This is a genomic window from Streptomyces sp. NPDC002795 (genome assembly GCF_042888725.1).
Lineage (GTDB): Bacteria > Actinomycetota > Actinomycetes > Streptomycetales > Streptomycetaceae > Streptomyces.
The window spans coordinates 302,475-329,212 of record NZ_JBIAQB010000002.1 but is presented as its reverse complement, the minus strand read 5'-3'; the positions used below and the strand labels follow the sequence as shown (position 1 = coordinate 329,212).

24 protein-coding genes are annotated in these 26,738 nt (G+C 70.8%); 13 read left to right on the top strand and 11 right to left on the bottom strand.

All coding sequences use genetic code 11. The features are described 5' to 3' along the window. Positions 1-60: 60 nt before the first annotated feature. The 3 genes from ACFYWS_RS06005 (at position 61) to ACFYWS_RS05995 (ending at position 4,174) form a co-directional block, all read left to right on the top strand. The gene (locus ACFYWS_RS06005; RefSeq protein WP_389270028.1) at positions 61-2,166 is read left to right on the top strand and encodes a glycosyltransferase; all 2,106 of its coding nucleotides are present in this window, start codon (positions 61-63) and stop codon (positions 2,164-2,166) included. Beyond that, positions 2,163-3,341: an LCP family protein gene (locus ACFYWS_RS06000; RefSeq protein ID WP_389270027.1), complete on the top strand. Its 1,179-nt coding sequence runs from the start codon at positions 2,163-2,165 to the stop codon at positions 3,339-3,341. Before ACFYWS_RS06005 ends, ACFYWS_RS06000 begins: the two co-directional genes overlap by 4 nt. 71 nt (positions 3,342-3,412) lie before the next feature. Further along, entirely contained in the window at positions 3,413-4,174 is a 762-nt protein-coding gene (locus tag ACFYWS_RS05995; protein ID WP_389270025.1) for a group II truncated hemoglobin, read from the top strand. A gap of 50 nt (positions 4,175-4,224) precedes the next feature. Here ACFYWS_RS05995 and ACFYWS_RS05990 read toward each other — a convergent pair whose 3' ends face one another. Continuing rightward, a complete protein-coding gene (locus ACFYWS_RS05990; RefSeq protein WP_389270023.1) occupies positions 4,225-5,139 on the bottom strand; it encodes a helix-turn-helix domain-containing protein in 915 nt (304 codons plus the stop codon). 129 nt (positions 5,140-5,268) lie between these two features. Between ACFYWS_RS05990 and ACFYWS_RS05985 the strand changes: the two genes are divergently transcribed. Both ACFYWS_RS05985 and ACFYWS_RS05980 read left to right on the top strand, forming a co-directional pair. After that, entirely contained in the window at positions 5,269-6,312 is a 1,044-nt protein-coding gene (locus ACFYWS_RS05985) for an NAD(P)-dependent alcohol dehydrogenase (protein WP_389270021.1), read from the top strand. A 113-nt stretch (positions 6,313-6,425) separates the two neighbouring features. Further along, complete coding sequence (locus ACFYWS_RS05980) at positions 6,426-6,770, top strand: DUF1330 domain-containing protein (RefSeq protein ID WP_389270019.1); 345 nt, start codon at positions 6,426-6,428, stop codon at positions 6,768-6,770. Positions 6,771-6,799: 29 nt separating this feature from the next. On the opposite strand, the gene ACFYWS_RS05975 is transcribed toward ACFYWS_RS05980, so the two are convergent. After that, positions 6,800-7,897: a hypothetical protein gene (locus ACFYWS_RS05975; RefSeq protein ID WP_389270017.1), complete on the bottom strand. Its 1,098-nt coding sequence runs from the start codon at positions 7,895-7,897 to the stop codon at positions 6,800-6,802. A 107-nt stretch (positions 7,898-8,004) separates the two neighbouring features. On the opposite strand from ACFYWS_RS05975, the gene ACFYWS_RS05970 reads away from it, so the two are divergent. Further along, positions 8,005-9,180 (top strand): cystathionine gamma-synthase, encoded by a 1,176-nt coding sequence (locus ACFYWS_RS05970; RefSeq protein ID WP_389270015.1) that lies wholly within the window; start codon positions 8,005-8,007, stop codon positions 9,178-9,180. A 16-nt stretch (positions 9,181-9,196) separates the two neighbouring features. Here the strand turns inward: ACFYWS_RS05970 and ACFYWS_RS05965 are convergent, their stop codons facing one another. The 3 genes from ACFYWS_RS05965 to ACFYWS_RS05955 form a co-directional block, all read right to left on the bottom strand. Then, complete coding sequence (locus tag ACFYWS_RS05965) at positions 9,197-9,451, bottom strand: hypothetical protein (RefSeq protein WP_389270013.1); 255 nt, start codon at positions 9,449-9,451, stop codon at positions 9,197-9,199. Then, positions 9,448-9,927: a sigma factor-like helix-turn-helix DNA-binding protein gene (locus tag ACFYWS_RS05960; RefSeq protein WP_389270011.1), complete on the bottom strand. Its 480-nt coding sequence runs from the start codon at positions 9,925-9,927 to the stop codon at positions 9,448-9,450. The genes ACFYWS_RS05965 and ACFYWS_RS05960 overlap by 4 nt, the downstream gene beginning before the upstream one ends. Positions 9,928-10,005: 78 nt before the next feature. Further along, positions 10,006-10,491 carry a MarR family winged helix-turn-helix transcriptional regulator gene (locus ACFYWS_RS05955; protein ID WP_266718819.1) on the bottom strand — a complete coding sequence of 162 codons (486 nt, stop codon included), beginning with the start codon at positions 10,489-10,491 and terminating at the stop codon, positions 10,006-10,008. A gap of 175 nt (positions 10,492-10,666) precedes the next feature. On the opposite strand from ACFYWS_RS05955, the gene ilvA reads away from it, so the two are divergent. The 3 genes from ilvA to ACFYWS_RS05940 all read left to right on the top strand — a co-directional run bounded on the left by ilvA (position 10,667) and on the right by ACFYWS_RS05940 (position 13,838). Next, complete coding sequence (ilvA, locus tag ACFYWS_RS05950) at positions 10,667-11,908, top strand: threonine ammonia-lyase (protein WP_389270009.1); 1,242 nt, start codon at positions 10,667-10,669, stop codon at positions 11,906-11,908. 137 nt (positions 11,909-12,045) lie between these two features. Beyond that, positions 12,046-13,035 carry an ATP-binding cassette domain-containing protein gene (locus tag ACFYWS_RS05945; RefSeq protein ID WP_389270007.1) on the top strand — a complete coding sequence of 330 codons (990 nt, stop codon included), beginning with the start codon at positions 12,046-12,048 and terminating at the stop codon, positions 13,033-13,035. Next, positions 13,032-13,838: an ABC transporter permease gene (locus ACFYWS_RS05940; protein WP_389270005.1), complete on the top strand. Its 807-nt coding sequence runs from the start codon at positions 13,032-13,034 to the stop codon at positions 13,836-13,838. The genes ACFYWS_RS05945 and ACFYWS_RS05940 overlap by 4 nt, the downstream gene beginning before the upstream one ends. A gap of 62 nt (positions 13,839-13,900) precedes the next feature. Here the strand turns inward: ACFYWS_RS05940 and greA are convergent, their stop codons facing one another. After that, complete coding sequence (greA, locus tag ACFYWS_RS05935) at positions 13,901-14,398, bottom strand: transcription elongation factor GreA (protein ID WP_389270003.1); 498 nt, start codon at positions 14,396-14,398, stop codon at positions 13,901-13,903. 178 nt (positions 14,399-14,576) lie between these two features. Next, entirely contained in the window at positions 14,577-14,981 is a 405-nt protein-coding gene (locus ACFYWS_RS05930) for a DUF4307 domain-containing protein (RefSeq protein ID WP_389270001.1), read from the bottom strand. A 133-nt stretch (positions 14,982-15,114) separates the two neighbouring features. Between ACFYWS_RS05930 and mca the strand changes: the two genes are divergently transcribed. After that, on the top strand, positions 15,115-15,996 hold the full coding sequence (gene mca, locus ACFYWS_RS05925) for a mycothiol conjugate amidase Mca (protein ID WP_389269999.1): 882 nt from the start codon (positions 15,115-15,117) through the stop codon (positions 15,994-15,996). After that, the gene (locus tag ACFYWS_RS05920) at positions 15,989-16,231 is read left to right on the top strand and encodes a hypothetical protein (protein WP_326018707.1); all 243 of its coding nucleotides are present in this window, start codon (positions 15,989-15,991) and stop codon (positions 16,229-16,231) included. The genes mca and ACFYWS_RS05920 overlap by 8 nt, the downstream gene beginning before the upstream one ends. A gap of 90 nt (positions 16,232-16,321) precedes the next feature. On the opposite strand, the gene ACFYWS_RS05915 is transcribed toward ACFYWS_RS05920, so the two are convergent. After that, positions 16,322-19,531, bottom strand: a complete 3,210-nt coding sequence (locus ACFYWS_RS05915) for a tetratricopeptide repeat protein (protein WP_389269997.1) — start codon at positions 19,529-19,531, stop codon at positions 16,322-16,324. Between the two features lie 119 nt (positions 19,532-19,650). On the opposite strand from ACFYWS_RS05915, the gene ACFYWS_RS05910 reads away from it, so the two are divergent. Next, positions 19,651-21,681: a thioredoxin domain-containing protein gene (locus ACFYWS_RS05910; protein ID WP_389269995.1), complete on the top strand. Its 2,031-nt coding sequence runs from the start codon at positions 19,651-19,653 to the stop codon at positions 21,679-21,681. A 10-nt stretch (positions 21,682-21,691) separates the two neighbouring features. Here ACFYWS_RS05910 and ACFYWS_RS05905 read toward each other — a convergent pair whose 3' ends face one another. The 3 genes from ACFYWS_RS05905 to ACFYWS_RS05895 all read right to left on the bottom strand — a co-directional run bounded on the left by ACFYWS_RS05905 (position 21,692) and on the right by ACFYWS_RS05895 (position 24,637). Beyond that, the gene (locus tag ACFYWS_RS05905) at positions 21,692-22,303 is read right to left on the bottom strand and encodes a TetR/AcrR family transcriptional regulator (protein WP_389269993.1); all 612 of its coding nucleotides are present in this window, start codon (positions 22,301-22,303) and stop codon (positions 21,692-21,694) included. Between the two features lie 11 nt (positions 22,304-22,314). Continuing rightward, entirely contained in the window at positions 22,315-23,865 is a 1,551-nt protein-coding gene (locus ACFYWS_RS05900) for a DHA2 family efflux MFS transporter permease subunit (RefSeq protein ID WP_389269991.1), read from the bottom strand. An 88-nt stretch (positions 23,866-23,953) separates the two neighbouring features. Beyond that, on the bottom strand, positions 23,954-24,637 hold the full coding sequence (locus tag ACFYWS_RS05895; RefSeq protein WP_389269989.1) for a hemolysin III family protein: 684 nt from the start codon (positions 24,635-24,637) through the stop codon (positions 23,954-23,956). A 230-nt stretch (positions 24,638-24,867) separates the two neighbouring features. On the opposite strand from ACFYWS_RS05895, the gene ACFYWS_RS05890 reads away from it, so the two are divergent. Next, complete coding sequence (locus ACFYWS_RS05890) at positions 24,868-26,706, top strand: phosphoenolpyruvate carboxykinase (GTP) (RefSeq protein ID WP_389269987.1); 1,839 nt, start codon at positions 24,868-24,870, stop codon at positions 26,704-26,706. The last annotated feature ends 32 nt before the right edge of the window (positions 26,707-26,738 follow it).

Genomic DNA, 26,738 nt, shown 5'->3' with positions numbered 1-26,738 from the left:
AATACGGTCGTCCCGTCGAGGCCGGGGCCGGCCGGGCGGCAACGCCGGCGCCGACGCCTGATGGGGGCACGGCACAAACAAGCGAGGGACCCGCGGGCGCACTGGCTGCTGCTCGCCCTCACCCTGCCGGTGCTGCTCGGTGCCCTCCTCTTCCAGGGCTGGACCCAGAACGAGGTGGACGGCGCCAAGGCGAAGCCTGCCTGTACGCAGCCCGTGCCCGAGTCGGCCTCCGGCGCGGGCCCGGTCCTGTCCATCGACGGCGACCGGGTGCACAGCGCCTCGATGCGCCCCGGCACCGTCGCGCTCACCTATGACGGCGGCCCCTACCCGAAGGCGACGCCGAAGCTGCTCGCACTGCTCAAGAAGCACCACGCGCACGCCACCTTCTTCCTCAACGGCGCCAAGGCCGCGCAGCACCCGAAGCTGGTCGAGCGGATCAGGGCCGAGGGGCACGACATCGGCTCCAACACCTACACGGGCGCCGACATGGGCAGCTCGTCCAAGGTGCGCGGCAAGCTCGAACTGGGCCTGACCCAGAGCGCGTTCGCGGGCAGCGGCGGCTTCCACACCACACTCCTGCGGATGCCGATGACCACTACCGTCGCCACGATGTGCGGCGGCGAGTGGCCCGCGGCGCAGGCCGCGTCCGCCGCCGGCTACACCCTGGTCGCGGCCGACCACTCCGGGCAGCGGGTGCGCGACGGCCTCGTGCGCCAGCTCAGCCAGACCTCGCTCGGCTACCGCGAGACGCAGAAGCTGCTGGCGAACCCGCAGGCCAGGAACTTCGCCACCATCACCGAGGGCGCGCAGACCCGTCAGCAGGCGACGTCCGAGGTGGCCGCGCCCGTGCGCTGGCTCGGGCAGGGCCTGATCTGGTTCCAGACCCTCGGCCGCAGCTTTGTCTCGGCCATCTCGTGGGTGCTTCTCGCGGCCGCGGGGCTCGGTGTGCTGCGCCTGTTCGTGCTCGTGCTGTTCGCCCGCGCGCACGTCAGGCGCCTGGAGCGGTTCCGCCCCGGCTCGCCCTGGCTGCGCGAGATCCGCGATCCGGTGACCGTGCTCGTACCCGCGTACAACGAGGAGGCCGGTATCGGCGCGACGCTGCGCTCGCTGCTCGCCTCCACCCACCAGCCGATGCAGATCATCGTCATCGACGACGGGTCGAGCGACCGCACGGTGCAGATCGCGAGCGAGTACGCGGCCCGCGACGCGCGTGTGCAGGTGCTCTGCCAGCCCAACTCCGGCAAGGCGGCGGCCCTCAACCACGGCCTGAAATACACCCGTTGCCCGTACGTCGTGATGATCGACTCGGACACCGTCTTCGAGGCCGACGCGATCCAGCGCCTGATCCAGCCACTGGCCCACCCGGCCGTCGGCGCGGTCAGCGGCAACACCAAGGTCGGCAACCGCAAGCGGCTGCTCGGCCGCTGGCAGCACCTGGAGTACGTCTTCGGGTTCAACCTGGACCGCCGGATGTTCGAGGTCCTGGAGTGCATGACGACCGTGCCCGGCGCGATCGGCGCCTTCCGGCTCGACGCGCTGATGGGCGTCGGCGGCCTGAGCGAGGACACCCTCGCCGAGGACACCGACCTCACCATGGCGCTGTGGCGGGCCGGCTGGCGGGTCGTGTACGAGGAGACCGCCGTCGCGTGGACCGAAGTGCCCACGTCCCTGCGGCAGTTGTGGCGCCAGCGCTACCGCTGGTGCTACGGCACCCTCCAGGCGATGTGGAAGCACCGGGGCGCGGTCCTCGAAGTCGGGCCCGCGGGCCGCTTCGGGCGGCGCGGCCTGTCCTACCTGTTCCTTTTCCAGGTCGTGCTGCCGCTCCTCGCCCCGATGATCGACGTCTTCATGTTCTACAGCGCCGTGTTCGCCGGTGACACGGTCACGTCCGTGGTGGCCTGGCTGGGATTCCTCGGTCTCCAGATGGTCGTCGCGGCGTACGCTCTGAAGCTCGACGGAGAGCGCAGGCGCACGCTCTGGTCGCTGCCCTTCCAGCTGTTCGTGTACCGGCAGTTGATGTACCTCGTGGTCATCCAGTCCGTGGTGGCCTTCGTGGGCGGCAGCCGGTTGAAGTGGCAGCGCATGCACCGTTCCGGAACGGCCGCCGCGGCGGCCCAGCACATCGTCAGGCCGGCCGACCAGCCGGACCTGCCGGTCGCGAGGTGACGACCCTGAATCCCCCCAGCGCATACACGCCGACGCCTTACCCGTACAGCGAGTACGAGCCCGAGCCGCACTCGTACGAGGTCGAGCACCACCCGTACGACCCGGTGCCGCCGAACAGGCCGGGCGGGCGGGCCGACGGCAGCTACAAGCGCAGCGAGCGCGAGCCAAAGCGCAGGCGGCGCCGCACCAAGTTCGGGCTCGTGGTGCGCGGACTGTGCCTGCTCGTGCTGCTCGCGGTGCTCGCGGGCGCGGGGACGTACGTGTGGGCCGGCACCCGGCTCGACGGGGACGTCGACCTGGGCGCGCTGCCGGGCCGGGCCGCCGCGGGCAAGGGCACGAACTACCTGATCGTGGGCTCCGACAGCCGCGAGGGCCTCAGTGAGAAGCAGGCCAAGAACCTGCACACCGGTTCGTCGATCGGCTCCGAGGGCCGCCGCACCGACTCGATGATGGTGCTGCACACCGGCTCCCACGGCACCACTCTCACCAGCCTGCCGCGCGACTCCTGGGTCACCATCCCGCCGTACGTGGACCCGAAGACCGGCGTCCACCACAAGCCGGCGAAGAACAAGCTCAACGCGGCGTTCTCGCTCGGCGGCCCCGAACTCCTGGTCCGCGCCGTCGAGTCGAACACCGGGCTGCGGATCAACCACTACACGGAGATCGGCTTCGCCGGGTTCGTCGGCATCGTCGACGCGGTCGGCGGCGTGCCGATGTGCGTCGACCGGCGCATCGTCGACGACAAGGCGGGGCTCGACCTGGCCAAGGGCTGCCACGACCTGACCGGGCGCGAGGCGCTCGGCTTCGTACGCCAGCGCCACCAGGAGAAGGAGGGCGACCTCGGCCGCTCCCGCAACCAGCAGAAGTTCCTCGCCGCGCTCGCCGAGAAGGCCTCGTCGCCCGGCGTGCTGATGAACCCGTCCACCATGTACGGCACCGCCGGCGCGGGTCTGGACACCCTCATCGTCGACAAGTCGACCGGGGTCCCGGAACTGACGCGACTGTTCAAGGCGATGCGGGCGGTCTCATCGGGCCAGGGCAAGCAACTGGGCGTACCTGTAGGCAGGTTGGGCCTCGCCACTTCCAAGGGCAGCGTCATCGTCTGGGACAAGGCGAAGGCGAACCGCCTCTTCTCCGAGCTGCGGGAGGACCGGCCGGTCACACTCAAGGGCTGAGCCACTCGCTCCGGTTGTGCTCTTCGCCGACAGCGTGACCGGAGCACCCCCGCGGTGCTTTGGTGTGTGACATGACGACTCGATCCCGGCCCACCATCGAGTACATCCGCTACCACATCCCCGAGGACCGCTCGGCCGAGTTCCTCGCGGCGTACACCCGCGCGGCGCGCCAACTGGCGGCCTCGGAGCACTGCGTCGGTTACGAACTCACCCGCTGCGAAGAGGACTTCGAGCACTACATCCTGCGCATCGTGTGGACGTCGACCGAGGACCACGTGCAGGGCTTCCGTGACTCCGAGCTCTTCCCGGTGTTCCTCACCGAGGTCCGCCCCTACGTCGGGTACATCGACGAGATGCGCCACTACGCGCCGACCACGGTGCGCGGCACGGGCTCTGCGGACCCCACGCTCTACGCATGGGCGGGCGGCGCCGAGGCGTTCGACCGCCTCACCTCCGTCTTCTACGAGAAGGTGGTCAAGGACGACCTCCTCGGCCCGCTCTTCGCCGACCTCCCGGCGGAGCACGCGGAACATGTCGCCCTGTGGCTCGGCGAGGTCTTCGGCGGCCCTTCGGCCTACTCCGAACAGCACGGCGGCCACAGCCACATGGTCGCGATGCACATCGGCAAGGGCGTCACCGAGCCGCAGCGCCGCCGCTGGGTCAACCTCATCCAGGACGCGGCCGACGAGGCGGGCCTGCCACCGGACGCGGAGTTCCGCTCCGCGTTCCTCGCGTACATCGAGTGGGGCACACGCCTGGCGGTCCACTTCTCGGGCCCGGGCGCGGAGCGCCCGGAGGAGCAGCCGGTGCCGCACTGGACGTGGGGCATATAGAGCCCCTGCGGCGATTGAGCAGCGGGGCCCGGGGCAGAGCCCCGCGACGTCTACAACTTCGCCCGCAACGAGTCATCCACACCCCAACTCGCCAGCAACCGCAACCCCTCCGCCGACGCGGTCCCCGCCTCCGCGTGATACACGGACAAGAACTGCCCGTCATCGTCCGGCAAGTGCAACGTCTCGTACGCGAGCGTCAGTTCACCCACCAGGGGGTGCCGCATCCGCTTGACGCCGTGGCCCTTCTCCTTCACGTCGTGCGTGGCCCACAGCCGCCTGAACTCCTCGCTCTTGACGGAGAGTTCGCCGACCAGCGCCGACAGCTCCGGGTCCTCGGGGTTGCGTCCCGCGTACAGCCGCAGAAAGCTGACCATGTCGGTCGCCTTGGAGTCCCAGTCGATGAACAGCTCCCGGTAGTCCGGGTTCAGGAACGTGAGCCGCGCCCAGTTCCGCTCCGCGCGCGGCATGCGTCCCCAGTCGCCGAACAGCGCCGCCGCCATCCGGTTCCAGGCGAGGATGTCCGAGCGCGCCCCGCCGATGTAGGCGGGCACGCCCTCCAGCGAGTCGAGCAGGTGGCGCAGCGCGGGCCGCACCTGCTGCTGCCGCTTGGGCGCCGGGTGCTTGCGGCGCTGCCGCGTCGGCCTTGCCAGGTGGACGAGGTGGGCGTGCTCGGTGTCGCTGAGCCGCAGGGCGCGCGCGATCGCGTCGAGCACCTCCGCCGACACATTGCGCCCGTTGCCCTGCTCCAGGCGCGTGTAGTACGCGACCGAGACCCCGGCGAGCTGCGCCAGCTCCTCGCGCCGCAGGCCCGGCACCCGCCGGTGCCGCCCCATCGAGGCGAGCCCCACGTCCTCGGGCTTGAGCCGGGCCCGCCGGGTGCGCAGGAACTCGCTCAGCTCGGCGCGCCGGTCCAGGTGGTCCGGGCGGTCCGCCGCCGGTTCCCCGGCCGCATCGTTCTCGTCCATGCTGTCCAGTATTCCCGGTCGTACGACCGGGAGCCTGACCCCGCCAGTAGTAGGACCACTGAACGTACGCAAAGCGGTGACCTGCGTACTCTTTGGTGATCCGGGTGGGCCGGGAGCAGGCTTGGAGCCATGACCACGACTGTTGCCGCATACGCCGCTCCCAGCGCCAAGGCCCCGCTGGAGCGCACCACCATCGAACGCCGCACCGTCGGCGAGCACGACGTACTGATCGACATCAAGTTCGCCGGAATCTGTCACTCCGACATCCACCAGGTCCGCGAGGGCTGGGGCGAGGCCATCTTCCCGATGGTGCCGGGGCACGAGATCGCCGGTGTCGTGGAGGCCGTCGGCGCGGGCGTCACCAAGTTCAAGGTCGGCGACAGGGTCGGCGTCGGCTGCATGGTCGACTCCTGCGGTGAGTGCGAGCCGTGCCGCTCCGGCCAGGAACAGCACTGCGTCCAGGGCAACGTCCAGACGTACAACGCCGTCGGCAAGGACGGCGAGCCCACCTACGGCGGCTACTCGCAGCAGGTCGTCGTCACCGAGGGCTTCGTCGTCGGCATCCCCGAGGGCCTCGCGCTCGATGTGGCCGCGCCGCTGCTGTGCGCCGGCATCACCACGTACTCCCCGCTGAAGCACTGGGGCGCCGGCCCCGGCAAGAAGGTCGCGATCGTCGGCCTCGGTGGCCTCGGCCACATGGGCGTCAAGATCGCGCACGCGCTCGGCGCGGAGGTCACCGTCCTGTCGCAGTCGCTGCGCAAGAAGGACGATGGCCTGAAGCTGGGCGCGGACCACTACTACGCGACCAGCGACCCGAAGACCTTCGAGGAGCTCGCGGGCACCTTCGACGTCATCCTCTCCACGGTCTCCGCGCAGGTGGACTTCGGCGCCTACCTCGGCCTGCTGAAGACGGGCGGCGCGCTCGTCAACGTCGGCGCCCCCGAGGAGCCGATCGCGCTCAACCTGTTCTCCCTCATCGGCGGCAACAAGGTGCTCGCCGGCTCCATGATCGGCGGCATCGCCGAGACCCAGGAGATGCTCGACTTCTGCGCGGAGCACGGCCTCGGCGCCGAGATCGAACTGATCGAGGCGAGCCAGGTCAACGAGGCGTACGAGCGGGTCCTCGGCTCGGACGTGCGCTACCGCTTCGTGATCGACGCGGCGACCATCTGAGCGCCTGTACCACTTTCATGACCTGAGAGGTCATGGCCGCCCTCCCCGGGCCCCGGCAGGATCGAACCCGTAACCCGGACCAGATCCTGTCGGACCCGAGGGAGGGCTTTCCCATGACCGCCTACGCGATCGCCGTACTCGGCACCACGCCCGGTGCGCCGCACCCCGACGTCCTCACGTACATCGAGCGCGTCCAGTCCACGTTCACTCCGTACGGGGGCCGATTCCTGGTCCACGGCACGCAGGGGGAGTGGGTGGAGGGGAAGCCGCTCGGCAACATCGTGATGGTCGAATTCCCCGACCTGGAGGCGGCCCACGCCTGGTACGCGTCCCCCGCCTACCAGGAGATCCTCCCGCTGCGCACCGACCACCTGCCCGGCAGCCTGGTGTTCCTGGAGGGCGTCCCGGAGTCGTACGACGCGGCGCGCACGGCGGCCGCCATGCGCGCGGCCGGCTGATCAGCGGTTCCGGCAGGCCCCGGAGGGGATCAGTGCCGCAGCGTCGCCGGGCTTCCGCCGTTCGCCTCGTAACCGGCGACGGCGAGCGCCCGGTACACCGCGTACGAGGCCGCCGGGTCCGGCTCGGCGGTCCACGGGATCGCGCCCACGTGCCCGTCGACATGCACCAGCTGCTGCATCGCCTCGGACCAGCGCTCGCTGCGCACCAGGAAGAACACCAGCAGGTGCCGGACGTGCGCGAGCATCGGATCGTCGCGGCGCGCGGAGTGCACCGCGAACAGGGCCCCGTGCAGGGCCTTCGTGACGACCTCGCTCTCGTAGAAGCCGCGCACCAGGTTCACCTCGGGCACGTGCTCGTACAGCGCGAACAGCGGCAGCGCCGCGAGCAGCGAACCGCGCGGCGCACGCGCGGCGGCGGCCTCGGCGAACGAGAAGGCCTGCTCGCGCGAGCCGTGCCACTTCTCCGTCCAGTACCGCAGGCCTGCCAGATGCGCGCCCATGTGTCCCGGCGCGGTGTCGAGGATCTTCAGCCACAGCTGCTCGAACTCGGCCTGCGAATAGCCGAGTCCACGCGCGACGGCGAGATGCGTGATGTGCGGGACGGGATCGCCGGGAGCGAGCAGCGCCGCCTGGTCACAGGCATTGCGCGCCTCTTCCAGGACGATCCGCTGCTCGTCGGGAGTACCGCCGCCGCGCCACGCCTGCTGCACCAGGAACTCGGCGAAGACCTGCGCCCCGCCCGCGTCCTTCGGCTGCTGCGACCGCCACGCGTGCAGCCACCCGGCACCGAGCCGCGGCGTCTGCTGGGCCTCAAGGGCCGCGGCGCCCGCGACCGCCTGCACGCGCTCCCACCGGGTCTCGGTCTCCTTGCCGGTCCCGGCGAGCAGTTGGGCGGCGGCGGTGAAGTCCTGATTCCGCTGCACGACCGACATCACGTCGAGCAGGTCCTGGTCGGGACCCGGGAGCCTGACGTCCAGGTCCTCCTGAAGCATGAACCCGTAGTCGGCCGGGTCGGCGGCGTCCGGCGACCCCGGAGCGACCTGCCGAATTCCGCCGCGGTGGCGCAGCAACTGCGACACCACGAGCCCGATCATGACCGCGGCCATCAGCCCCCAGAGAATTCCCATATCAACAACGCTAACGTGCCGGTCCGGCACCGGGTTCCCGACCGGGGCGGCGGCAAAAGGGCGCTGCGCGCCACCTCCGCGCGCCCGAGCGCCTACGCTCGGGCGCCATGAGCGACACGCACAGCCACAGCGGCAGCACCCCGCGCGGCTTCGAGACCACCGCCATCCACGCCGGCAACACGGCCGACCCCGTCACCGGAGCCGTCGTCCCGCCGATCTACCAGGTCTCCACGTACAAGCAGGACGGCGTGGGCGGCCTGCGCGGCGGCTACGAGTACAGCCGCAGCGCCAACCCGACACGTACCGCCCTGGAAGAGAACCTCGCCGCCCTTGAGGGCGGCCGGCGCGGCCTCGCCTTCGCCTCCGGACTCGCCGCCGAGGACTGCCTGCTGCGTACGCTGCTCAGCCCCGGCGACCACGTGGTCATCCCGAACGACGCGTACGGCGGCACGTTCCGGCTGTTCGCGAAGGTCGTGACGCGGTGGGGCGTCGAGTTCTCGGTGGCGGACACCAGCGACGTCGAGTCGGTGCGCGCCGCGATCACCCCGCTGACCAAGGCCGTGTGGGTGGAGACGCCCTCCAACCCGCTCCTCGGCATCACCGACATCGCCGCCGTCGCCCAGGTCGCCCGCGAGGCCGGGGTCAAGCTGGTCGTCGACAACACGTTCGCCAGCCCCTACCTCCAGCAGCCGCTCGCGCTCGGCGCCGACGTCGTCGTCCACTCGACGACCAAGTACATGGGCGGTCACTCGGACGTGGTCGGCGGCGCGCTCGTCGTCAACGACGACGCCCTCGCCGACGAGCTCACGTTCCACCAGAACGCGATGGGCGCGATCGCCGGGCCCTTCGACGCCTGGCTGGTGCTGCGCGGCATCAAGACGCTGCCCGTCCGCATGGACCGGCACAGCGAGAACGCGACCCGCGTCGCCGACATGCTCTCCCGCCACCCGCGGGTCACGAAGGTGCTCTACCCGGGCCTGCCCGAGCACCCCGGGCACGAGATCGCGGCGAAGCAGATGAAGGCGTTCGGCGGCATGGTGTCCTTCCAGGTCGAGGGCGGTGAGGAGGCCGCCGTCGAGGTCTGCGACCGGGCGAAGCTCTTCACGCTGGGCGAGTCCCTCGGCGGCGTCGAGTCCCTCGTCGAACACCCCGGCCGGATGACGCACGCCTCCGTCGCGGGCTCCGCCCTGGAGGTCCCCGCCGACCTCGTACGCCTCTCCGTGGGCATCGAGTCGGCCGACGACCTGCTCGCGGACCTCCAGCAGGCGCTCGACAAGAAGTAGGCCACCAAGAAGCAGGTCACCAACCGGTCAGCTGTGGAGTCGTCTTCGAGGGCGGCTCCACCCACGGCCGCTCGACCGTCGCCCACACGACGAACGCGACGACGGCGACGACCAGCACGAACCACAGCAGCCGCCACGCCACCCGGCGCCGCTTGCGCGCACGGCCGCCCCTGCGCATCGCGTCCGCGCACAGCTCCGCCGGCACCACGGGCGCGGGCCCGCTGTCGAGCACGGCACGCACGGCCGCCTCATTGCGCTCCTGGAGACTCATGCCGGGGCCGCCCCCCGCAGTTCGGCGGGCGCGGGGCCGCGCGGCGGGTGCAGGACGAGGGCCGTCGCCCGCGCGTGCACGGCGCGGACGCGCTCCGCGGGCAGCCCGAGCAGTGACGCGGTCTGCTCCTCGCCGACCCCTTCGAAGAGCCGCAGTACGAGGACGAGCCGCTCCTGCGGGCTGAGCCGCCCCAACGCACCGCCACGCGCGCGGTGCCGGCGCCATGCGCCGCGGGCGAACCGGGCGGCCAGTTCCGTGCGCGCGCAGTCGTAGGGATCCTCACCCCGAAGGCGGTCCCAGGAGGCATACGTTCGGCCGAGGGCGGCCGTGAGCAGCTTTCGCGCGCGCGGGTTGTCCTCCGGCGGTTCCCCCGTAAGGAGCGTCGCGGCACGCAGCAGCCGCCCGGCCGCGCCCGCGACGAACGCCTCGAACTCACGGGCCCGGCGGGCGTCCTGCAACGCCTGCCGTTGACGCACCCTTCATATGAGGCCGACCGCGGCTCCCTGGTCAAGAGGCGGGAGCCGCTCATGCCGTACCGGTGTGCCCGGGGACCGTCAGGAGTCGGCGGGCGGCGTCGGCTGGCCGTGGCGCGCGGAGAGCGCGGAATTGAAGCGTGCGAGGAGCGCGCAGAACTGCTCGCGCTCCTGCGGCTCCCACTCCTGCGTCAACTGCGCCATCAATTCCTGCCTGGACGTGCGCACCTCGTCGAGCCGCGCCGCACCGCGCGGCGACAGCTGCAACACCACCGCACGTCCGTCCTCAGGGTGAGAGGTGCGCTTGACGAGCCCCGTGTCGACGAGCGGGGCGACCTGGCGGGTCACCGTCGAGGAGTCGATCCCCATGCTCGACGCGAGCGCCTTGACGCCCATCGGGCCTTCCTTGTCGAGGCGGTTGAGCAGCAGATACGCCGCTCGGTCCATCGAATTGCGCACCTGCCCGACCCCGCCGAGCCGGGTCTGTTCGGCGCGGCGGGCGAAGACCGCCACCTCGTGCTGGAGCGTTTCGAGGAGGCCGGGGTCACCAGCGGTCGTCATGTCCATCGTTTCCTGTGGTGTGGGCATGGCCGGGGGCTCACTTCATGCGTGGGTGGTGGATTGCACTGGATTGGCCCACAGGGTACGCGGCGAAAGCGCTGGCCGTACCGGCCGCGCGCAATCCGGTCTCGCAGCGTGAGCATCCCGAGAGGCGTACGCCGTGAGCTGCAAGACTTTCGTCATGAGCAACAGCGCGTCTGACTACTTGCCGACCCCGACGCCCGCGGTGACCCTCGACGACGTCCGCGGCGCCCAGAAGATGCTTTCCGGGGTGGCACGGGTGACGTCGATGGCGCACAGTCACCATCTGTCCCAGCTGGCCGGGACGCCGGTCCACCTCAAATGCGAGAACCTCCAGCGCACCGGATCCTTCAAGCTGCGCGGCGCCTACGTACGGATCGCGGGCCTGCTTCCCGAGGAGCGGGCCGCCGGGGTCGTGGCCGCGAGCGCGGGCAACCACGCGCAGGGCGTGGCCCTCGCCTCCTCGCTCCTCGGCGTGCGCTCCACGGTGTTCATGCCCGTCGGCGCGCCCCTGCCGAAGGTCGCCGCGACCCGCGGGTACGGCGCCGAGGTCCGGCTGCACGGCCAGGTGGTCGACGAGACCCTCGAAGCGGCGCAGCGGTACGCGGAGGAGACCGGGGCGGTGTTCATCCACCCCTTCGACCACCCGGACGTCGTCGCGGGCCAGGGCACGCTCGGCCTGGAGATCCTGGAGCAGTGCCCGGAGGTGCGGACCATCCTGGTCGGCGTCGGCGGTGGCGGACTCGCGGCCGGCATCGCGGTCGCGGTGAAGGCGCTGCGGCCCGACGTGAAGGTGATCGGAGTGCAGGCGGCGGGCGCGGCCGCGTACCCGCCCTCGCTGGCCGCCGGGCATCCGATCGCGATCCCGTCCCCGTCGACGATGGCCGACGGGATCAAGGTGGGGCGGCCCGGCGACGTCCCGTTCGAGCTCGTCTCGGGCCTGGTCGACGACGTCCGCACCGTCTCGGAGGACGCGCTGTCCAGCGCCCTGCTGCTCTGCCTCGAACGCGCCAAGCTGGTCGTCGAGCCCGCGGGCGCGAGCCCCGTGGCGGCGCTCCTCAGCGAGCCCGGAGCCTTCGAGGGCCCGGTCGTCGCGCTGCTGTCCGGCGGCAATATCGACCCGCTCCTGATGCAGCGCGTCCTCACCCACGGCCTGGCCGCCGCGGGCCGCTACCTCTCGCTGCGCCTTCGCCTGACCGACCGCCCCGGCGCCCTGGCCACGCTCCTCCAGGTGTTGTCAGTGGTCGACGCCAACGTCACCGACGTGAGCCACGTACGGACCGATCCGCGGCTCGGGCTCACGGAGGCGGAGGTGGAGCTGCACCTGGAGACCAAGGGTCCCGCGCACTGCACAGAGGTCGGCGCGGCGCTGCGGGAGGCGGGCTACACGGTCATCGAGTAATTCCATGGCGGTACGCGATACATCGCGTTAGTGTGTGGCGCGCTTCACTTCTTGGCGGGCGCGGGGAGCCCGACAAATTTACACTTTCCTCACATAGGTAGTCAGTCAGGTATCAGTCCACACACTGGGGGAACGGCATGCCAGGCGCCATCTACGCCGAAGGTCTGGTGAAGACCTTCGGCGACGTAAGGGCTCTGGACGGCGTCGATCTGGACGTACCGGAGGGCACGGTCCTCGGCCTGCTGGGGCCGAACGGGGCGGGGAAGACGACGGCCGTGCGCTGCCTGACGACCCTGCTCACGCCGGACAGCGGCAAGGCGGTCGTCGCGGGTATCGACGTACTGAAGAATCCGAACGAAGTGCGGCGCTCCATCGGCCTGTCGGGCCAGTTCGCCGCGGTCGACGAATATCTGACAGGGCGCGAGAACCTGCAGATGGTCGGGCAGCTCTACCAGCTGTCCAAGAAGGACGCCAAGAAGCGGGCCGTCGAACTCCTCGAGCGCTTCAACCTCGCGGACGCCGCCGACCGCCCCTCCAAGACGTACTCCGGCGGCATGCGCCGCAGGCTCGACCTCGCGGCCGCGCTCGTCGTGTCCCCGCCGGTGATGTTCATGGACGAGCCGACGACGGGTCTGGACCCGCACAACCGGCAGCAACTCTGGGAAGTGATCCAGGAGTTGGTCGCGGGCGGTACGACGCTGCTGCTCACGACCCAGTACCTGGAAGAGGCCGACCACCTGGCGCACGACATCTGCGTCGTGGACCACGGCCGCGTCATCGCCCGCGGCACCGCCGACCAGCTCAAGGCGCAGACCGGCGGCGAGCGCGTCGAGGTCGTGGTGCACGAGCCGGAGCACATCGACGCCGCCCGGGAGGTCCTGGCCGGCTTCGGCAAGGGCGAGACCACCGTCGCCGAGCACACCCGCAAGCTGACCGTCCCGGTCACCGGCGGCGCGAAGCTCCTCGCGGAGGTCATCCGCGACCTGGACGCGCGCGGCATCGAGATCGACGACATCGGCCTGCGCCGCCCGACCCTGGACGACGTGTTCATCTCGCTGACCGGCCATGTCGCGGAGGAGGCCGATACGGCCGATGCCGCCGAGGAGACGAAGGAGGCGAAGAAATGAGCGCCTGGAACGACTCCCTGGTCATCGGCAAGCGGAACCTGATCAGGATGACCCGGATCCCCGAGATGATCCTCTTCGGGATCATCCAGCCGGTGATGTTCGTGGTCCTGTTCACGTACGTCTTCGGCGGCTCGATCGCCATCCCGGGCGCCGGGGTCAGTGCCGGTGCCTACAAGGAATTCCTGATGGCGGGCATCTTCGCGCAGACCGTCACGTTCGCCACGGCGGGCGCGGGCGCGGGCATCGCCGATGACATGCACAAGGGCCTCATCGACCGGTTCCGGTCGCTGCCGATGGCACGCGGCGCGGTGCTGACGGGCCGCACCTTCGCCGACCTCGTACAGACGGCCGTGACGCTGGCCGTGCTCGCGGTGGTGGCGCTGCTCGTCGGCTGGCGCACCCACGAGAACATCGGCAAGGTACTGGCCGGTTTCGCCCTGCTCCTGCTGCTCGGCTACGCGTTCACCTGGATCGGCGCCCTGATCGGCCTGAGCGTGCGCACCCCGGAGGCGGCGACCTCGGGCGGCCTGATCTGGCTGTTCCCGCTGACGTTCATCTCGAACGCGTTCGTCCCGGTCAACGGCATGCCGAAGTTCCTTCAGTACGTAGCCGAGTGGAACCCCTTCAGCGCCACGGTGCAGGCGGCACGCGAGCTCTTCGGCAACACGATCGCCGGTGTGCCCAAGTCGGTGACCGGCGCGTGGCCCATGGAGCATCCGGTGTGGGCGTCGGTGATCTGGTCCGTCCTGATCATCGTCGTCTTCCGCACCCTCGCGGTGCGCAAGTACCGCAAGGCGGACTGAACCATGACGAGGCCCCCGCAGCGTGCGCGCCGCGGGGGCCTCGTCATGTGTCCAAAGGCGCGTCAGCCGTTGAAGGGCTCCGCCTTGAGGATGCGCACCGAGGCCTTCTTGCCGTTCGGCAGCTCGTAGTCGACGTCCTCGCCCACCTTGTGGCCGTTGACCCCCGTGCCGAGCGGGGACTGGGGAGAGTACGTCTCGAAGTCGCTGCTCGCGTACTCGCGCGAAGCGAGCAGGAACTCCAGGGTGTCGTCCTCGTCGCCGTCGAAAGCGATCGTGACGACCATGCCCGGCGCGACCACGCCGGTCGCCGCCGGCGCCTCGCCGACCTTGGCCCGCTCCAGGAGCTGGGTCAGCTGGCGGATGCGGAGCTCCTGCTTGCCCTGCTCCTCCTTGGCCGCGTGGTACCCGCCGTTCTCCCGCAGGTCGCCCTCCTCGCGCGCCGCGGCGATCTTCTGCGTGATCTCCTCGCGCGCGGTGCCAGACAGGTACGCCAGCTCGTCCCTGAGCTTGGTGTACGCCTCCTGCGTCAGCCAGGTGACGTCTTCGCTGGTCTGGGTCACAGGTCGCTCCTCGTAGGTACTGGGTATACAAAGCATCGCCCTACTCAGAAGGATGTTCCCTGCTGAGTGGGCGAAACCACGAGCCTAACAATTCAGGCGTGAAAGGGGGAGGACAAAAGGCATCAGCGTTGCGTCGGCCCAGGTCAGCGCCCGCCGGTTCGCCGCCACGAATCGACAATCAGTCGGCGTGGCAGCCCAGGAGCTCCGCGGTCGTGCCGTCGCCCGTGGTCTTCAGGGTGACGACCTTGTCGATCCGCTCGGACTTCTGGTCGAAGCGGAAGTCGGCGCGGCCCACCTCGGCGCCGTCCTCGCTCTGCGAGCGGATCGTGCAGTAGCCGGTGGTGTCCGGGTCCTTGCGGATCTCCATGTGGACCTGGACGTCGTGCTTGTTCGCGTCGAAGGCGATGACCTCGCCGCTGAACTTGCTGCCGCCGACGACGTAGTACCAGCCGAACCAGACCATCAGGGCCGCGAACAGGACGCCGAGCACGATTCCGGTGATCTTCAGCTTGCGGTCGGCGCGGGCGTCGGCGGAGCGCGAGGATCCGTATCGGCCCTCGGGCAACTGCTGCACGGCGCTCATCGGCCAGTTCCTCTCGCGTCGCCCGACAACTGGACGGGCACCGGAATTTTCCACCCCCCGGTTCCGTCACTATAGAAGCTGCCCGTTGCACTCCAGGCACCTGGGCGCCCCATATCTCACCGAGGAACTTGTCTTGACTGAGCAGCTGCGACTCATGGCCGTTCACGCCCACCCCGACGACGAGTCGTCGAAGGGCGCGGCCACGATGGCCAAGTACGTGTCCGAGGGGGTGGACGTGCATGTCGTGACCTGCACGGGCGGCGAACGCGGCTCCATCCTCAACCCGAAGCTCCAGGGCGACGCGTTCGTCGAGAAGAACATCCGCGAGGTGCGCCGCAAGGAGATGGACGAGGCGCGCGAGATCCTCGGCGTCAAGCAGGACTGGCTGGGCTTCGTCGACTCCGGCCTGCCCGAGGGCGACCCGCTGCCGCCGCTGCCGGAGGGCTGCTTCGCCCTGGAGGACGTCGACCACGCGGCCGGCGCGCTGGTCAAGCAGATCCGCACGTTCCGTCCGCAGGTCATCACGACGTACGACGAGAACGGCGGATACCCGCACCCCGACCACATCATGACCCACAAGATCACGATGGTGGCCTTCGACGGAGCGGCCGACGCCGAGAAGTACCCCGAGGACGAGTTCGGGCCCGTCTACCAGCCGAAGAAGCTCTACTACAACCAGGGCTTCAACCGGCAGCGCACCGAGGCGCTGCACAACGCGCTGCTCGACCGCGGCATGGAGTCCCCGTACGGGGACTGGCTCAAGCGCTGGGACGAGTTCGCGCGGGTCGAGCGCACGCTGACCACGCACGTTCCGTGCGCCGACTTCTTCGGGATCCGCGACAAGGCACTCATCGCGCACGCCACGCAGATCGACCCCGACGGCGGCTGGTTCCGCGTGCCGATGGACATCCAGCAGGAGGTCTGGCCGACCGAGGAGTACGAGCTCGCGAAGTCGCTCGTCGATACCTCCCTCCCCGAGGACGACCTCTTCGCGGGCATCCGACACAATGCCTGATGTGAACGCGAATCTGGCATTGACCCATCTCGTCCCCCTTGCCGCCAAGGAGGTCGACGAGAACAAGGTGACTCCGGGCGTGCTCGGCTTCATCGTCTTCGCCGTGATGGCCGTCGCGGTCTGGGGCCTGATGAAGTCGATGAACAAGCACATGGGCAAGGTCGACTTCAAGGAGAAGTCCGACGAGCCCGCCGGTGCGACGAGCGGCAAGGACGCCGGACAGACGTCCGCCTGAACCCTGCCGTCGGCCCCGCGCACGAGAGCGTACGAGCGCGCGCGGGGCCGTTGTGCTGCCTACGACCGGCTGTGCCTACGAGCGCTGTGCCTACGACCGCTGTGGCTCCTTGGCGACGCCCATCACGTCGCGTGAGTGCCGGCTCGGCACCATGCCGAGGCGCCAGGCCTGCCAGCCCGCGTCCAGATCCACGCCCCGCTCCAGAAGCAGCTGGTACGCCTCCACGTAGTCGTCGAGCTTGCCGTCGCGGGCCGGATGCGTGGCCGCGGCGAGCTGCGACAGCTCCTCCTGGGCGACCGCCGTGCCCACCTCCGAGCCGCCGGGAGAGGCGTACGGCAGGAGCGTGCAGCGCAGGAACGTCGCCCAGTCCTCGCCCCTGCGGTCCTCGTACCCCGCGAAGACGGCCGCCGCCTCTTCGCACAGCTCCATCGCCTGCGCGAGCCGCGCGTTGCCCGCGTCGACCACCGCGAGCTCCAGACACGTCCACCCCTCGCCGTGCGGCACGCCGATGCGCTGGAAGTCGGCGCGGGCATCGACCAGGAGCTGCCGCGCGAAGCCGGAGTTGCGCAGCGAACCTGTCTGCGCGGCCCGCTCGTCGCGGGTGACGCGCGCCGAGTGGTGGCGGGCGCAGGCAAGGCCGTACACGTCACGCATCCGGGAGAACATCGTGCGCGAGCGCTCCAGCTCCCGCACCGCCTTGTCCAGGTCGCCGGTCTCCTCCAGGGCCTGGCCCAGGTAGTAGTACGTCCACGCCTCACCGCGCGCGTCCTCGTTCTCACGGTGCCGGGAGGCCGCCTGGCGCAGACCGTCGACCGCGGCCGACGCCTCGCCGTCGAGGAGCCGGGCGCGGGCCAGCTCGGTCAGCGCCCAGGCCTGGCCGCGGCCGTCGCGGGTCTGCCCGTACAGATCGAGCGCCTCCCGCAGCTCCTCCTCCGCACGCGGCACGTTGCCCATCCGCAGGCACAGCTGGCCGAGCTGGAAGTGCGCCCACGCCTCACCGTGCAGCGACTCGTTCTCACGGTGCAGGGCGAACGCGTCGGTGAGCAGGGCGAGCGACGTGCGTACGTTCGCCCGGTCCCGCTCGACCGCCGCGAGCGCGTGCAGCGTCCAGCCGCGGTCACCCTTCGTCTCCGGCGTCGTCTGGAGATCGAGCGCCTCCCGCAACCGCCCGGCCGCCTCCGTGAGCTGGCCCTGGTGATGCAGGGTGATGCCGAGGGAGCACAGCGCGCGGCCCTCGCCCGCCCTGTGGTGCGCCTCGCGGTAGAGGTCGACCACCGAGGACAGCGTCGTACGCGCCTTGTCGAGCTCGCCGAGCTGGCGGGCCGCGATACCCGTGCGCCACTGCACCGAGCGCATGAGCAGACCCTGGTCGATGGACTGGGCCAGTTCCTGGATCTCGCCCAGGCGGTAGAGGTCGCCGCGCAGCAGGCAGTAGTCGCACAGGGCGCCGAGCAGGTCGAGCACCGCGTCCTGGTTGACGCCCTCCGCGTGCCGCAGCGCCGCCGTGATGAAGCTCGACTCGTCGTCGAGCCAGCGCAGCGCCGCGTCCAGGGACGTGAAGCCGTGCGGACCCGTCTGGCCCGCGCGCGTCGACATGTTGCCGTCGACCAGGCGGATCACCGAGTCGGCCAGGTCCGCGTAGTTCTGGATCAGGCGTTCCTGCGCGGCCGTGCGCTCCGCGGGCTCCTCCTCGTCGGCGAGGCGGGACTGGGCGAAGGCGCGGACGACGTCGTGCAGGCGGTAGCGGCTGCCGCGCACGTGGTCGACGAGCCCGGCGCTCGCGAGCGCCGACAGATACCGCTTCGCCTCCGCGGTGTTGGTGGCGAGCAGCGCCGCCGCGGCGGCCGCGCCGAGCGAGGCGCGCCCGGCGAGCGCGAGCCGCCGCAGCAGCCGCCTGCCCTGCTCGGACTGGTCGGTGTAGCGCAGCCACAGCACCCGCTCGACCGGGTCCACCGGCCCGTACGCGCCCAGGTCGGCGGCGAGCTGACGCGTGGTGCGCGGGCCGATCGCCGAGCCCGCGACGCGCAGCGCCAGCGGCAGACCGCCGCACAACTCCCGTACGGCATCCGAGGATTCGGCGTCGTAGGGACCGCTCGGGTCCTCCGCGGCCTCCCGAAGGAGCTCCTCCGCGCCCGCCGCGTCGAGCGGCCGCACCGGCAGATGGTGCACCCAGGCGGGCGTGTCGTCGCCGAGGTCCAGGGGCTCGCGCGAGGTGACGACGACGAGGCTGTCGGAGCGCTCGGGAACCAGCGTGCGGACCTGCTCGGCGCTCGCCGCGTCGTCGAGCACGATCGTCACGGGAAGCCCGGTCAGATGCTGGTGATAGAGCTCGCTGAGCCGCTTCACCTGCTGCTCCTGCGAGGACCGCTCGCGGAAGAGCAGCTGCTCGCGCGGCGCGCCCAGCCGGTTCAGCAGATGCAGCAGGGCGTCCCGCGTGGGCAGCGGCGGCGCGTCGGGCCGGTCGCCGCGCAGATCCACCACGCACGCCCCGCGGAACTGGTCCCGCAGCTCGTGCGCCGCGCGCACCGCGAGCGTCGTGCGCCCCGCGCCCGGCTCCCCGTGCAGCACCACCACGGTCGGCCGGGTCTCGGTGCTGGCCCGCGCCGCGTGCACCCACTGCGCGATCTGCGACATGGCGACCCGGCGGCCCGCGAACGGCCCCTCCGGCTCCGGCAGTTGACCGAACGACTGCTCAAGGACGCTGCGCCGTCGCGCGGCCGCGCTCTTGTCGGTCCGCCGCAGCTGCGGCCCCACCGTCTTCTTCGACGTGCCGGTGCTCGCCGCGAGCACCCGCTGCTGGTCGAGGAACGGCCGGATGCCCCGCACTTCCAGCGCGGTCAGCCACTGCAACCGCAGCTGCTCGGGCCCGCCCGGCTGATTGCGCGCCCCGGCGCTGCGGCTCGCGGCCGGCACATGCGAAGCGGTCACCTTCGCGACGGTCGCGGCGGAACCGAGCACGGCCACGGCGACACCCGCGCCCACGGCCGTCCCGGCCCCCGCGCCCAGCATCAGATCCGCCACGCACGCGGTGACCGCGCCGACCCCCGCCACCATCAGCGGAGTTGACCCGCGCTCCTTGGCGAACCGCTGCCCGAACGTCATCCGCCCCTCGTCGGCCTCGTCGAGGGCCCGGGTGAACGCGTCGTACTCCTCGGCCGCGCCGCGCCCCATCGCGTCGAGCGCGCCCTTCGCCCGCGACAGCAGCACGGCCCCGTCCGCCCGGCCGCCCGAACGCCTGACCTCTTCCTCCACGGCCCGAGCCAACAGCCGTTCGGCTTCCGCCCGATGGCTGTCCCGCATCTTCGGTCCCCCTCCGGTGGCGACAGTACGGGGTCAAGTGTGCTGCGTATGGGGTGTCGGCGCGAGGGTCCCGGCGATCAGAGACGCGACGCGGATCACGATGAGCGAGGATGGGAGGCATGCCGAACCGACTGGCCCACGAGACGTCCCCCTACCTCCTCCAGCACGCCGACAACCCGGTGGACTGGTGGCCCTGGTCGGCCGAGGCCTTCGCGGAGGCGCGGCGGCGCGGGGTGCCGGTGCTGCTCAGCGTCGGGTATTCCAGTTGCCACTGGTGTCACGTGATGGCTCATGAGTCCTTCGAGGACGCGGACACCGCCGCCGTCCTCAACGAGAATTTCGTCAGCGTCAAGGTCGACCGCGAAGAACGCCCCGACGTCGACGCCGTCTACATGGAGGCCGTGCAGGCCGCCACCGGCCAGGGCGGCTGGCCCATGACCGTGTTCCTCACCCCGGACGCCGAGCCGTTCTACTTCGGTACGTACTTCCCGCCCGAGCCGCGCCACGGCATGCCCTCGTTCACCCAGGTCCTGAACGGCGTACGGGACGCCTGGACCGAGCGGCACGGCGAGGTCACCGAGGTCGCCGGGAAGATCACCGCCGATCTGGCCGCGCGGGAACTCCCGTACGGGAACACGGAGTTGCCCGGTGAGAACGAGCTGGCGCAGGCGCTGCTCGGGCTCACGCGCGAGTACGACGCGACGCACGGCGGCTTCGGCGGCGCGCCCAAGTTCCCGCCGTCCATGGTGATCGAGTTCCTGCTGCGGCACCACGCGCGCACCGGCGCCGAGGGCGCGTTGCAGATGGCCGTCGACACGTGCGAGCGGATGGCGCGCGGCGGGATCTACGACCAGCTCGGGGGCGGGTTCGCGCGGTACTCGGTGGACCGGGAGTTCACGGTGCCGCACTTCGAGAAGATGCTGTACGACAACGCGCTGCTGTGCCGCGCGTACGCGCACCTGTGGCGGTCCACGGGCAGCGAGCTCGCGAAGCGGGTCGCCCTGGAGACCGCCGACTTCATGGTGCGCGAACTGCGCACGAACGAAGGCGGGTTCGCGTCCGCGCTCGACGCCGACAGTGAGGACCCGGCGAGCGGGAAGCACGTCGAGGGCGCGTACTACGTGTGGACGCCGGGGCAGTTGACCGAGGTGCTGGGGGAGGCGGACGGCGAGCTGGCCGCCCGGTACTTCGGCGTCACGGAGGAGGGCACCTTCGAGGAGGGCGCCTCCGTACTCCAACTCCCGCAGGGGGACGAGGTGTTCGACGCCGAGCGGATCGAGCGGATCCGGCAGCGGCTGTCCGACGCCCGCGCCGAGCGGCCCGCCCCCGGCCGGGACGACAAGGTCGTCGCCGCGTGGAACGGGCTCGCGGTCGCCGCGCTCGCCGAGACCGGCGCGTACTTCGGCCGGCAGGACCTCGTGGACGCCGCCGTGTGCGCGGGCGACCTGCTCGTCCGCCTGCACATGGACCCCCTCGCCCGGCTCGCGCGGACCAGCAAGGACGGGCGGGCCGGTGCCAACGCGGGCGTCCTTGAGGACTACGCCGACGTCGCCGAGGGCTTCCTCGCGCTGGCGTCCGTGACCGGCGAGGGCGTGTGGCTTGAGTTCGCCGGGTTCCTGCTCGACCACGTCCTCGACCGGTTCACCGATCCGGAGAGCGGCGCGCTGTACGACACCGCCGTCGACGCGGAGCAGCTCATCCGCCGGCCGCAGGACCCGACCGACAACGCGACGCCCTCCGGCTGGACCGCCGCGGCGGGCGCCCTCCTGTCGTACGCCGCGCACACCGGCTCCGAGCCGCACCGCACCGCCGCCGAGCGCGCCCTCGGCGTGGTCAAGGCGCTCGCCCCGCGGGCGCCGCGGTTCATCGGGAACGGGCTCGCGGTCGCCGAGGCGCTGCTCGACGGGCCGCGGGAGGTCGCGGTCGTGGGGGAGGTCGGCGGGCGGCTGCACCACGCGGCGCTCACGGGGACGGCTCCCGGGGCGGTCGTCGCGGCGGGCGAGGAGGGCGGCGGCGAACTTCCGCTGCTGGCCGACCGGCCGCTCGTCGACGGGCGTGAGGCGGCCTACGTGTGCCGGCACTTCGTGTGCGACGCGCCGGTGACCGACGCCGAGCAGTTGCAGCGGATGCTGGGAGAGCCGCGCGAGTAGCCGATACCCCTCAGAGCCCGTGCTGCACCGTGTCGAGGGCGCGCAGCACGAGCTCGCGCAGTTCGCCCTCGTGGTCGTGCTCGGCCCAGTACATCGTGGCCTGCATCAGGGCGCCGACCAGCGCCATGGCGTAGACGCGGACTTCGAGGTCGGCGGCGTCCCGGCCGGTGCGCTCCGCGATGACCCGGCACATCAACTGCCCGCTGACGGACATCGACTCCATCATCCGGGAGCGCACCGCGGGCGTCTCCACCTGGAGCCGCATCCGCAGCCGGGTGACCTCGGGTGCCTCGTCCGCGAAGGCGAGTTCCAGGCTGCGGTCGACGACGTGCCGCACGGAGTCGACGATCGACTCGTCCTTGGGCCGCTTGAGCAGTTCCCGCTCCAGGATCGGATCGAACTCGTCCGTGAGGACGATGTCCTCCTTGGTCGGGAAGTAGCGGAAGACCGTGGACGGTGAGACCTCGGCGGCCTCGGCGATCTGCTCGACCGTCGTCGCGTCGTACCCCTGCTCCCCGATCAGGCGGTACGTCGCCTCACGGATCGCCGTCCTGGTCTTGATCTTCTTGCGCTCGCGGAGCCCGACCTTGGGCTCCGCGGGCGTCTGTGCTGACGCGGCCATGCCGCTCATTGTCAGGCATCCGCGCCGGCGGGGGCCAGTTCCGGGGTGGCGGGGGCGGCTTTCGTGGGGCCGGGCATGAGGACCGCCGAGAGCAGGGCCGCGATCAGGGCGGTGATCCCGACGACGAGGAGGGCGAGGTCCATGCCGTGGATGTACGCGGCGTCCGCCGACGCGGCGAGCGCCTGGTCGCCGAGCTTTCCGGCCACCGCGTGGGCGCCGACCACCGAGTCGCGGGCCGCGTCCGCCGCCGGACCCGGCAGGCCCGTCGTGGCGAGCCGGTCCGTGTAGGCGCCGGCGACGAGGGCGCCGAGCAGGGCGACACCGAGCGCGCTGCCGGTCTGCCGCACGGTGCTCAGCAGCCCCGAGCCGCGGCCCGCCTGGTCCTTGGAGAGCGCGCCGAGGGCGCCGCCCATCGCGGGGATCATGGCGAAGGCGACGCCGACCCCGGCGATCGACAGCCACAGCGCGGTGAAGCCGTATCCCGAGTCGACGTCGGTGCGCGCCCCGAGGAACGCGGCGAAGGCGAGCACCACGAGCGCCGCGACGATCACCGACCGTGCCCCGAACCGGGCGACCAGTGGTTGCGCCGACTTCGCCGCGATGAGCAGGCCGCCCATCATCGGGACCATGCGGACGCCGGTGCCGAGCGCGTCGGTGCCGAGCACGGCCTGCAGATACTGCGGCAGCAGGAACATCAGGCCCGCCATGATGAACATGCCGAGGGTCGCCGCGAGGCTGTTGCTGAGGAAGCCCCGGTGGGACAGGAGTGAGAGGTCGAGCATGGGGCGGGTGCCGCGCCGCTCCCGCAGCACGAGCGCGCCGAGCAGCACGACGGCCGCGGCGAACCCGCCGATGACGAGGGCGTTGCTCCACCCCTTCGCCGGGCCCTCGATGATCGCGTAGATGAGGGCGCCGAGGCCGAGCGCGGTGAGGACGGTGGAGACGACATCGACCTTGGGCGCGGCCGGGTCGCGGCTCTCCGGCAGCAGGAACACGCAGGCGGTGATGCCGATGGCGACCATCGGCACGTTCAGTACGAAGACCGAGCCCCACCAGAAGTGGTTCAGCAGCCAGCCGCCGATGATCGGGCCGAGGGGCATACCGAGCGCGGAGGCCGCGGAGATCGCGCCGATGGCCTTGGTCTGCTCCTCGCGTGCGAAGAGCGAGGGCAGCACCGAGAAGGCGAGCGGCATCACGAGTGCCCCGCCGACACCCATCAGGGCGCGGGCCGTGATCACCCAGTTCACGTCGCCCGCGAAGGCGCCCACGACGGACGCGGCGAGGAAGACGCCGAGCCCGCAGATGAGCATCCGGCGCCGCCCGAACCGGTCGCCGAGCAGTCCCGCCGGGAGCATCAGGGCGGCGAACACCACGATGTACGCGTCCGCCATCCACTGCTGCTGGCCCGTGGTGGCGCCGAGCTCTCCGGCGATCGTCGGCAGCGCCACGTTGAGGATCGTCATGTCGAAACCGAGCGCGAGCATGCTCGCGACCAGGGCCCCGAGGGCCCACCAGCGCCGAGGGTCGGGGCGTGACCCGGCCTCACTAGTGACAGTAACCATGAAATGAGAGTAACTCTCAATTCATGGTTACTGTCAAGAAAAATGGCCGCGGCAGAGAGCCGCGGCCAGGTGAAGGGGGAGGTGGGGGTCAGCCGTGCTGGTACGCCACCAGCGAGATGCCTACGTAGTGCACGATGAACGCCGCGAGCGTGAGTGAGTGGAAGACCTCGTGGAAGCCGAACCAGCGCGGTGAGGGGTTCGGGCGCTTGATGCCGTAGATGACGCCGCCCGCGCTGTAGAGTAGCCCGCCGACGATCACCAGGACGAGCACCGCGATGCCGCCCGTGCGCATGAAGTCCGGCAGGAAGAAGACGGCCGCCCAGCCCATCGCGATGTAGCACGGCGTGTAGAGCCAGCGCGGGGCGCCGACCCAGAACACGCGGAAGATGATGCCCGCCGCGGCCGCCGCCCAGACGCTCCACAGCAGCGCGTCGCCCTTGGCGCCCGGCAGCAGCAGCATCGTCAGCGGCGTGTACGTGCCGGCGATGATCAGGAAGATGTTCGCGTGGTCGAGGCGGCGCAGCACGCCGTCCGCGCGCGGCCCCCAGTTCCCCCGGTGGTAGAGCGCGCTCACGCCGAACAGCAGGCAGGCTGTCAGTACGAAGATCCCGCACGCGATCCGGCCGCGCGTCGAGTCCGCGAGCGCCGTGAGGAAGATGCCCGAGATCAGCACGGCGGGGAACATGCCCGCGTGCAGCCAGCCGCGCAGTCTCGGCTTCAGCACGGAGGGCTGGGCGGCGGGGACGTCTGGCTGCTCGGTGGCGACACTCATCCCCGAATGGTACCTACGCCCCCGTAGGTAAGGGGCCCGCCGAGTGGGGAGGCTCACTTCGCTCACCTGTGAGGCCCCCTGGACAGATGGGCGTTTCGGTCGGATGATCAAATGAGTGCGGTCGGCACCGGATGAGCGCCCACTGAGCTCCAGTGGACTGGGAGGCGCAGCGTCCGGGTCGCAGCCCCCACGGGGCAATCAACCTCAGAACCCCTCATTTAGGAGCGATCGTGGCGCGCGACATCGCGGCTCCCTCCCTGGACACCCTCCCGACGAACCACCAGGAACTGATCTCGTGGGTCAACGAGATCGCCGAACTGACGCAGCCGGACAGTGTGGTCTGGTGCGACGGCTCCGAGGCCGAGTACGAGCGCCTCGCCGAGGAGCTCGTCGCGAAGGGGACGTTCAAGAAGCTCGACCCCATCAAGCGCCCCAACTCGTACTACGCCGCCTCCGACCCGTCCGATGTCGCGCGCGTCGAGGACCGTACGTACATCTGCTCCGAGAAGGAGGAGGACGCGGGCCCCACGAACCACTGGAAGGCCCCCGCCGAGATGCGGGAGATCTTCCGGGGGAACGAGGGGAACGGGGGGATCTTCCGCGGCTCGATGCGCGGACGGACCATGTACGTCGTCCCGTTCTGCATGGGCCCGCTCGGCTCGCCGCTCTCCGCGATCGGCGTCGAGATCACCGACTCGGCCTACGTGGCCGTCTCCATGCGCACGATGACCCGGATGGGCCAGCCGGTCCTCGACGAGCTGGGTGAGGACGGCTTCTTCGTGAAGGCCGTGCACACGCTGGGCGCCCCGCTGGGCCCCGACGAGGCGGACGTGCCGTGGCCGTGCAACTCCACGAAGTACATCTCGCACTTCCCCGAGGACCGCGAGATCTGGTCGTACGGCTCCGGCTACGGCGGGAACGCCCTGCTCGGCAAGAAGTGCTACGCCCTGCGCATCGCGTCCGTCATGGCGCGCGACGAGGGCTGGCTCGCCGAGCACATGCTGATCCTCAAGCTGACGCCCCCGCAGGGTGAGTCGAAGTACGTCGCCGCGGCCTTCCCGAGCGCCTGCGGCAAGACGAACCTCGCGATGCTGGAGCCCACGATCTCCGGCTGGACCGTCGAGACCATCGGTGACGACATCGCCTGGATGCGCTTCGGCGAGGACGGCCGGCTCTACGCGATCAACCCCGAGGCCGGTTTCTTCGGCGTCGCGCCCGGCACCGGCGAGCACACCAACGCCAACGCCATGAAGACCCTCTGGGGCAACTCGGTCTTCACGAACGTCGCGCTCACCGACGACAACGACGTGTGGTGGGAGGGGATGACCGAGAAGACCCCGGCTCACCTCACGGACTGGAAGGGCAACTCCTGGACGCCCGAGTCCGGCGTCCCGGCCGCGCACCCCAACGCGCGCTTCACCACGCCCGCCTCGCAGTGCCCGATCATCGCGCCCGAGTGGGAGGACCCGAAGGGCGTGCCGATCTCGGCGATCCTGTTCGGTGGCCGCCGCGCCACGGCCGTGCCGCTGGTGACCGAGTCGTTCGACTGGAACCACGGTGTGTTCCTCGGCGCGAACGTGGCGAGTGAGAAGACCGCCGCCGCCGAGGGCAAGGTCGGCGAGCTGCGCCGCGACCCCTTCGCCATGCTGCCGTTCTGCGGCTACAACATGGGCGACTACATGGCGCACTGGGTGAAGGTGGCCGAAGGCAAGGACGCCGCCAAGCTCCCGAAGATCTACTACGTCAACTGGTTCCGGAAGAACGCGGACGGCAAGTTCGTGTGGCCCGGCTTCGGTGAGAACTCGCGCGTCCTGAAGTGGATCGTGGACCGCCTCGACGGCCGCGCCGAGGGCGTCGAGACGCCGATCGGCGTCCTGCCGACCAAGGAGTCCCTGGACACGAAGGGCCTCGAACTGGCCGACGCCGACCTGGACTTCCTGCTGACGGTGGACAAGGAAGCGTGGCGCGACGAGGCGTCGCTCGTCCCCGCGCACCTCAACACGTTCGGCGACCACACGCCGAAGGAGCTGTGGGACGAGTACCGCAAGCTGGTGGACCGGCTCGGCTGACGTCCGGAATCGAGTGGGCCCCCGCACGCGCC

Coding starts and splice junctions, on each gene's coding strand:
- ACFYWS_RS05955 (WP_266718819.1), bottom strand. CDS start 10,491: ATGGACATGACGACCGCTGGTGACCCCGGCCTCCTCGAAACGCTCCAG.
- ACFYWS_RS05975 (WP_389270017.1), bottom strand. CDS start 7,897: ATGGGAATTCTCTGGGGGCTGATGGCCGCGGTCATGATCGGGCTCGTG.
- ACFYWS_RS05895 (WP_389269989.1), bottom strand. CDS start 24,637: ATGAGTGTCGCCACCGAGCAGCCAGACGTCCCCGCCGCCCAGCCCTCC.
- ACFYWS_RS05905 (WP_389269993.1), bottom strand. CDS start 22,303: ATGGCCGCGTCAGCACAGACGCCCGCGGAGCCCAAGGTCGGGCTCCGC.
- ACFYWS_RS05910 (WP_389269995.1), top strand. CDS start 19,651: ATGCCGAACCGACTGGCCCACGAGACGTCCCCCTACCTCCTCCAGCAC.
- ACFYWS_RS05900 (WP_389269991.1), bottom strand. CDS start 23,865: ATGGTTACTGTCACTAGTGAGGCCGGGTCACGCCCCGACCCTCGGCGC.
- ACFYWS_RS05990 (WP_389270023.1), bottom strand. CDS start 5,139: ATGGACGAGAACGATGCGGCCGGGGAACCGGCGGCGGACCGCCCGGAC.
- ACFYWS_RS05930 (WP_389270001.1), bottom strand. CDS start 14,981: ATGAGCGCCGTGCAGCAGTTGCCCGAGGGCCGATACGGATCCTCGCGC.
- ACFYWS_RS05980 (WP_389270019.1), top strand. CDS start 6,426: ATGACCGCCTACGCGATCGCCGTACTCGGCACCACGCCCGGTGCGCCG.
- ACFYWS_RS06005 (WP_389270028.1), top strand. CDS start 61: ATGGGGGCACGGCACAAACAAGCGAGGGACCCGCGGGCGCACTGGCTG.
- ACFYWS_RS05945 (WP_389270007.1), top strand. CDS start 12,046: ATGCCAGGCGCCATCTACGCCGAAGGTCTGGTGAAGACCTTCGGCGAC.
- ilvA (WP_389270009.1), top strand. CDS start 10,667: ATGAGCAACAGCGCGTCTGACTACTTGCCGACCCCGACGCCCGCGGTG.
- ACFYWS_RS05985 (WP_389270021.1), top strand. CDS start 5,269: ATGACCACGACTGTTGCCGCATACGCCGCTCCCAGCGCCAAGGCCCCG.
- ACFYWS_RS05915 (WP_389269997.1), bottom strand. CDS start 19,531: ATGCGGGACAGCCATCGGGCGGAAGCCGAACGGCTGTTGGCTCGGGCC.
- ACFYWS_RS05970 (WP_389270015.1), top strand. CDS start 8,005: ATGAGCGACACGCACAGCCACAGCGGCAGCACCCCGCGCGGCTTCGAG.
- ACFYWS_RS05995 (WP_389270025.1), top strand. CDS start 3,413: ATGACGACTCGATCCCGGCCCACCATCGAGTACATCCGCTACCACATC.
- ACFYWS_RS05920 (WP_326018707.1), top strand. CDS start 15,989: ATGCCTGATGTGAACGCGAATCTGGCATTGACCCATCTCGTCCCCCTT.
- ACFYWS_RS05940 (WP_389270005.1), top strand. CDS start 13,032: ATGAGCGCCTGGAACGACTCCCTGGTCATCGGCAAGCGGAACCTGATC.
- ACFYWS_RS05965 (WP_389270013.1), bottom strand. CDS start 9,451: ATGAGTCTCCAGGAGCGCAATGAGGCGGCCGTGCGTGCCGTGCTCGAC.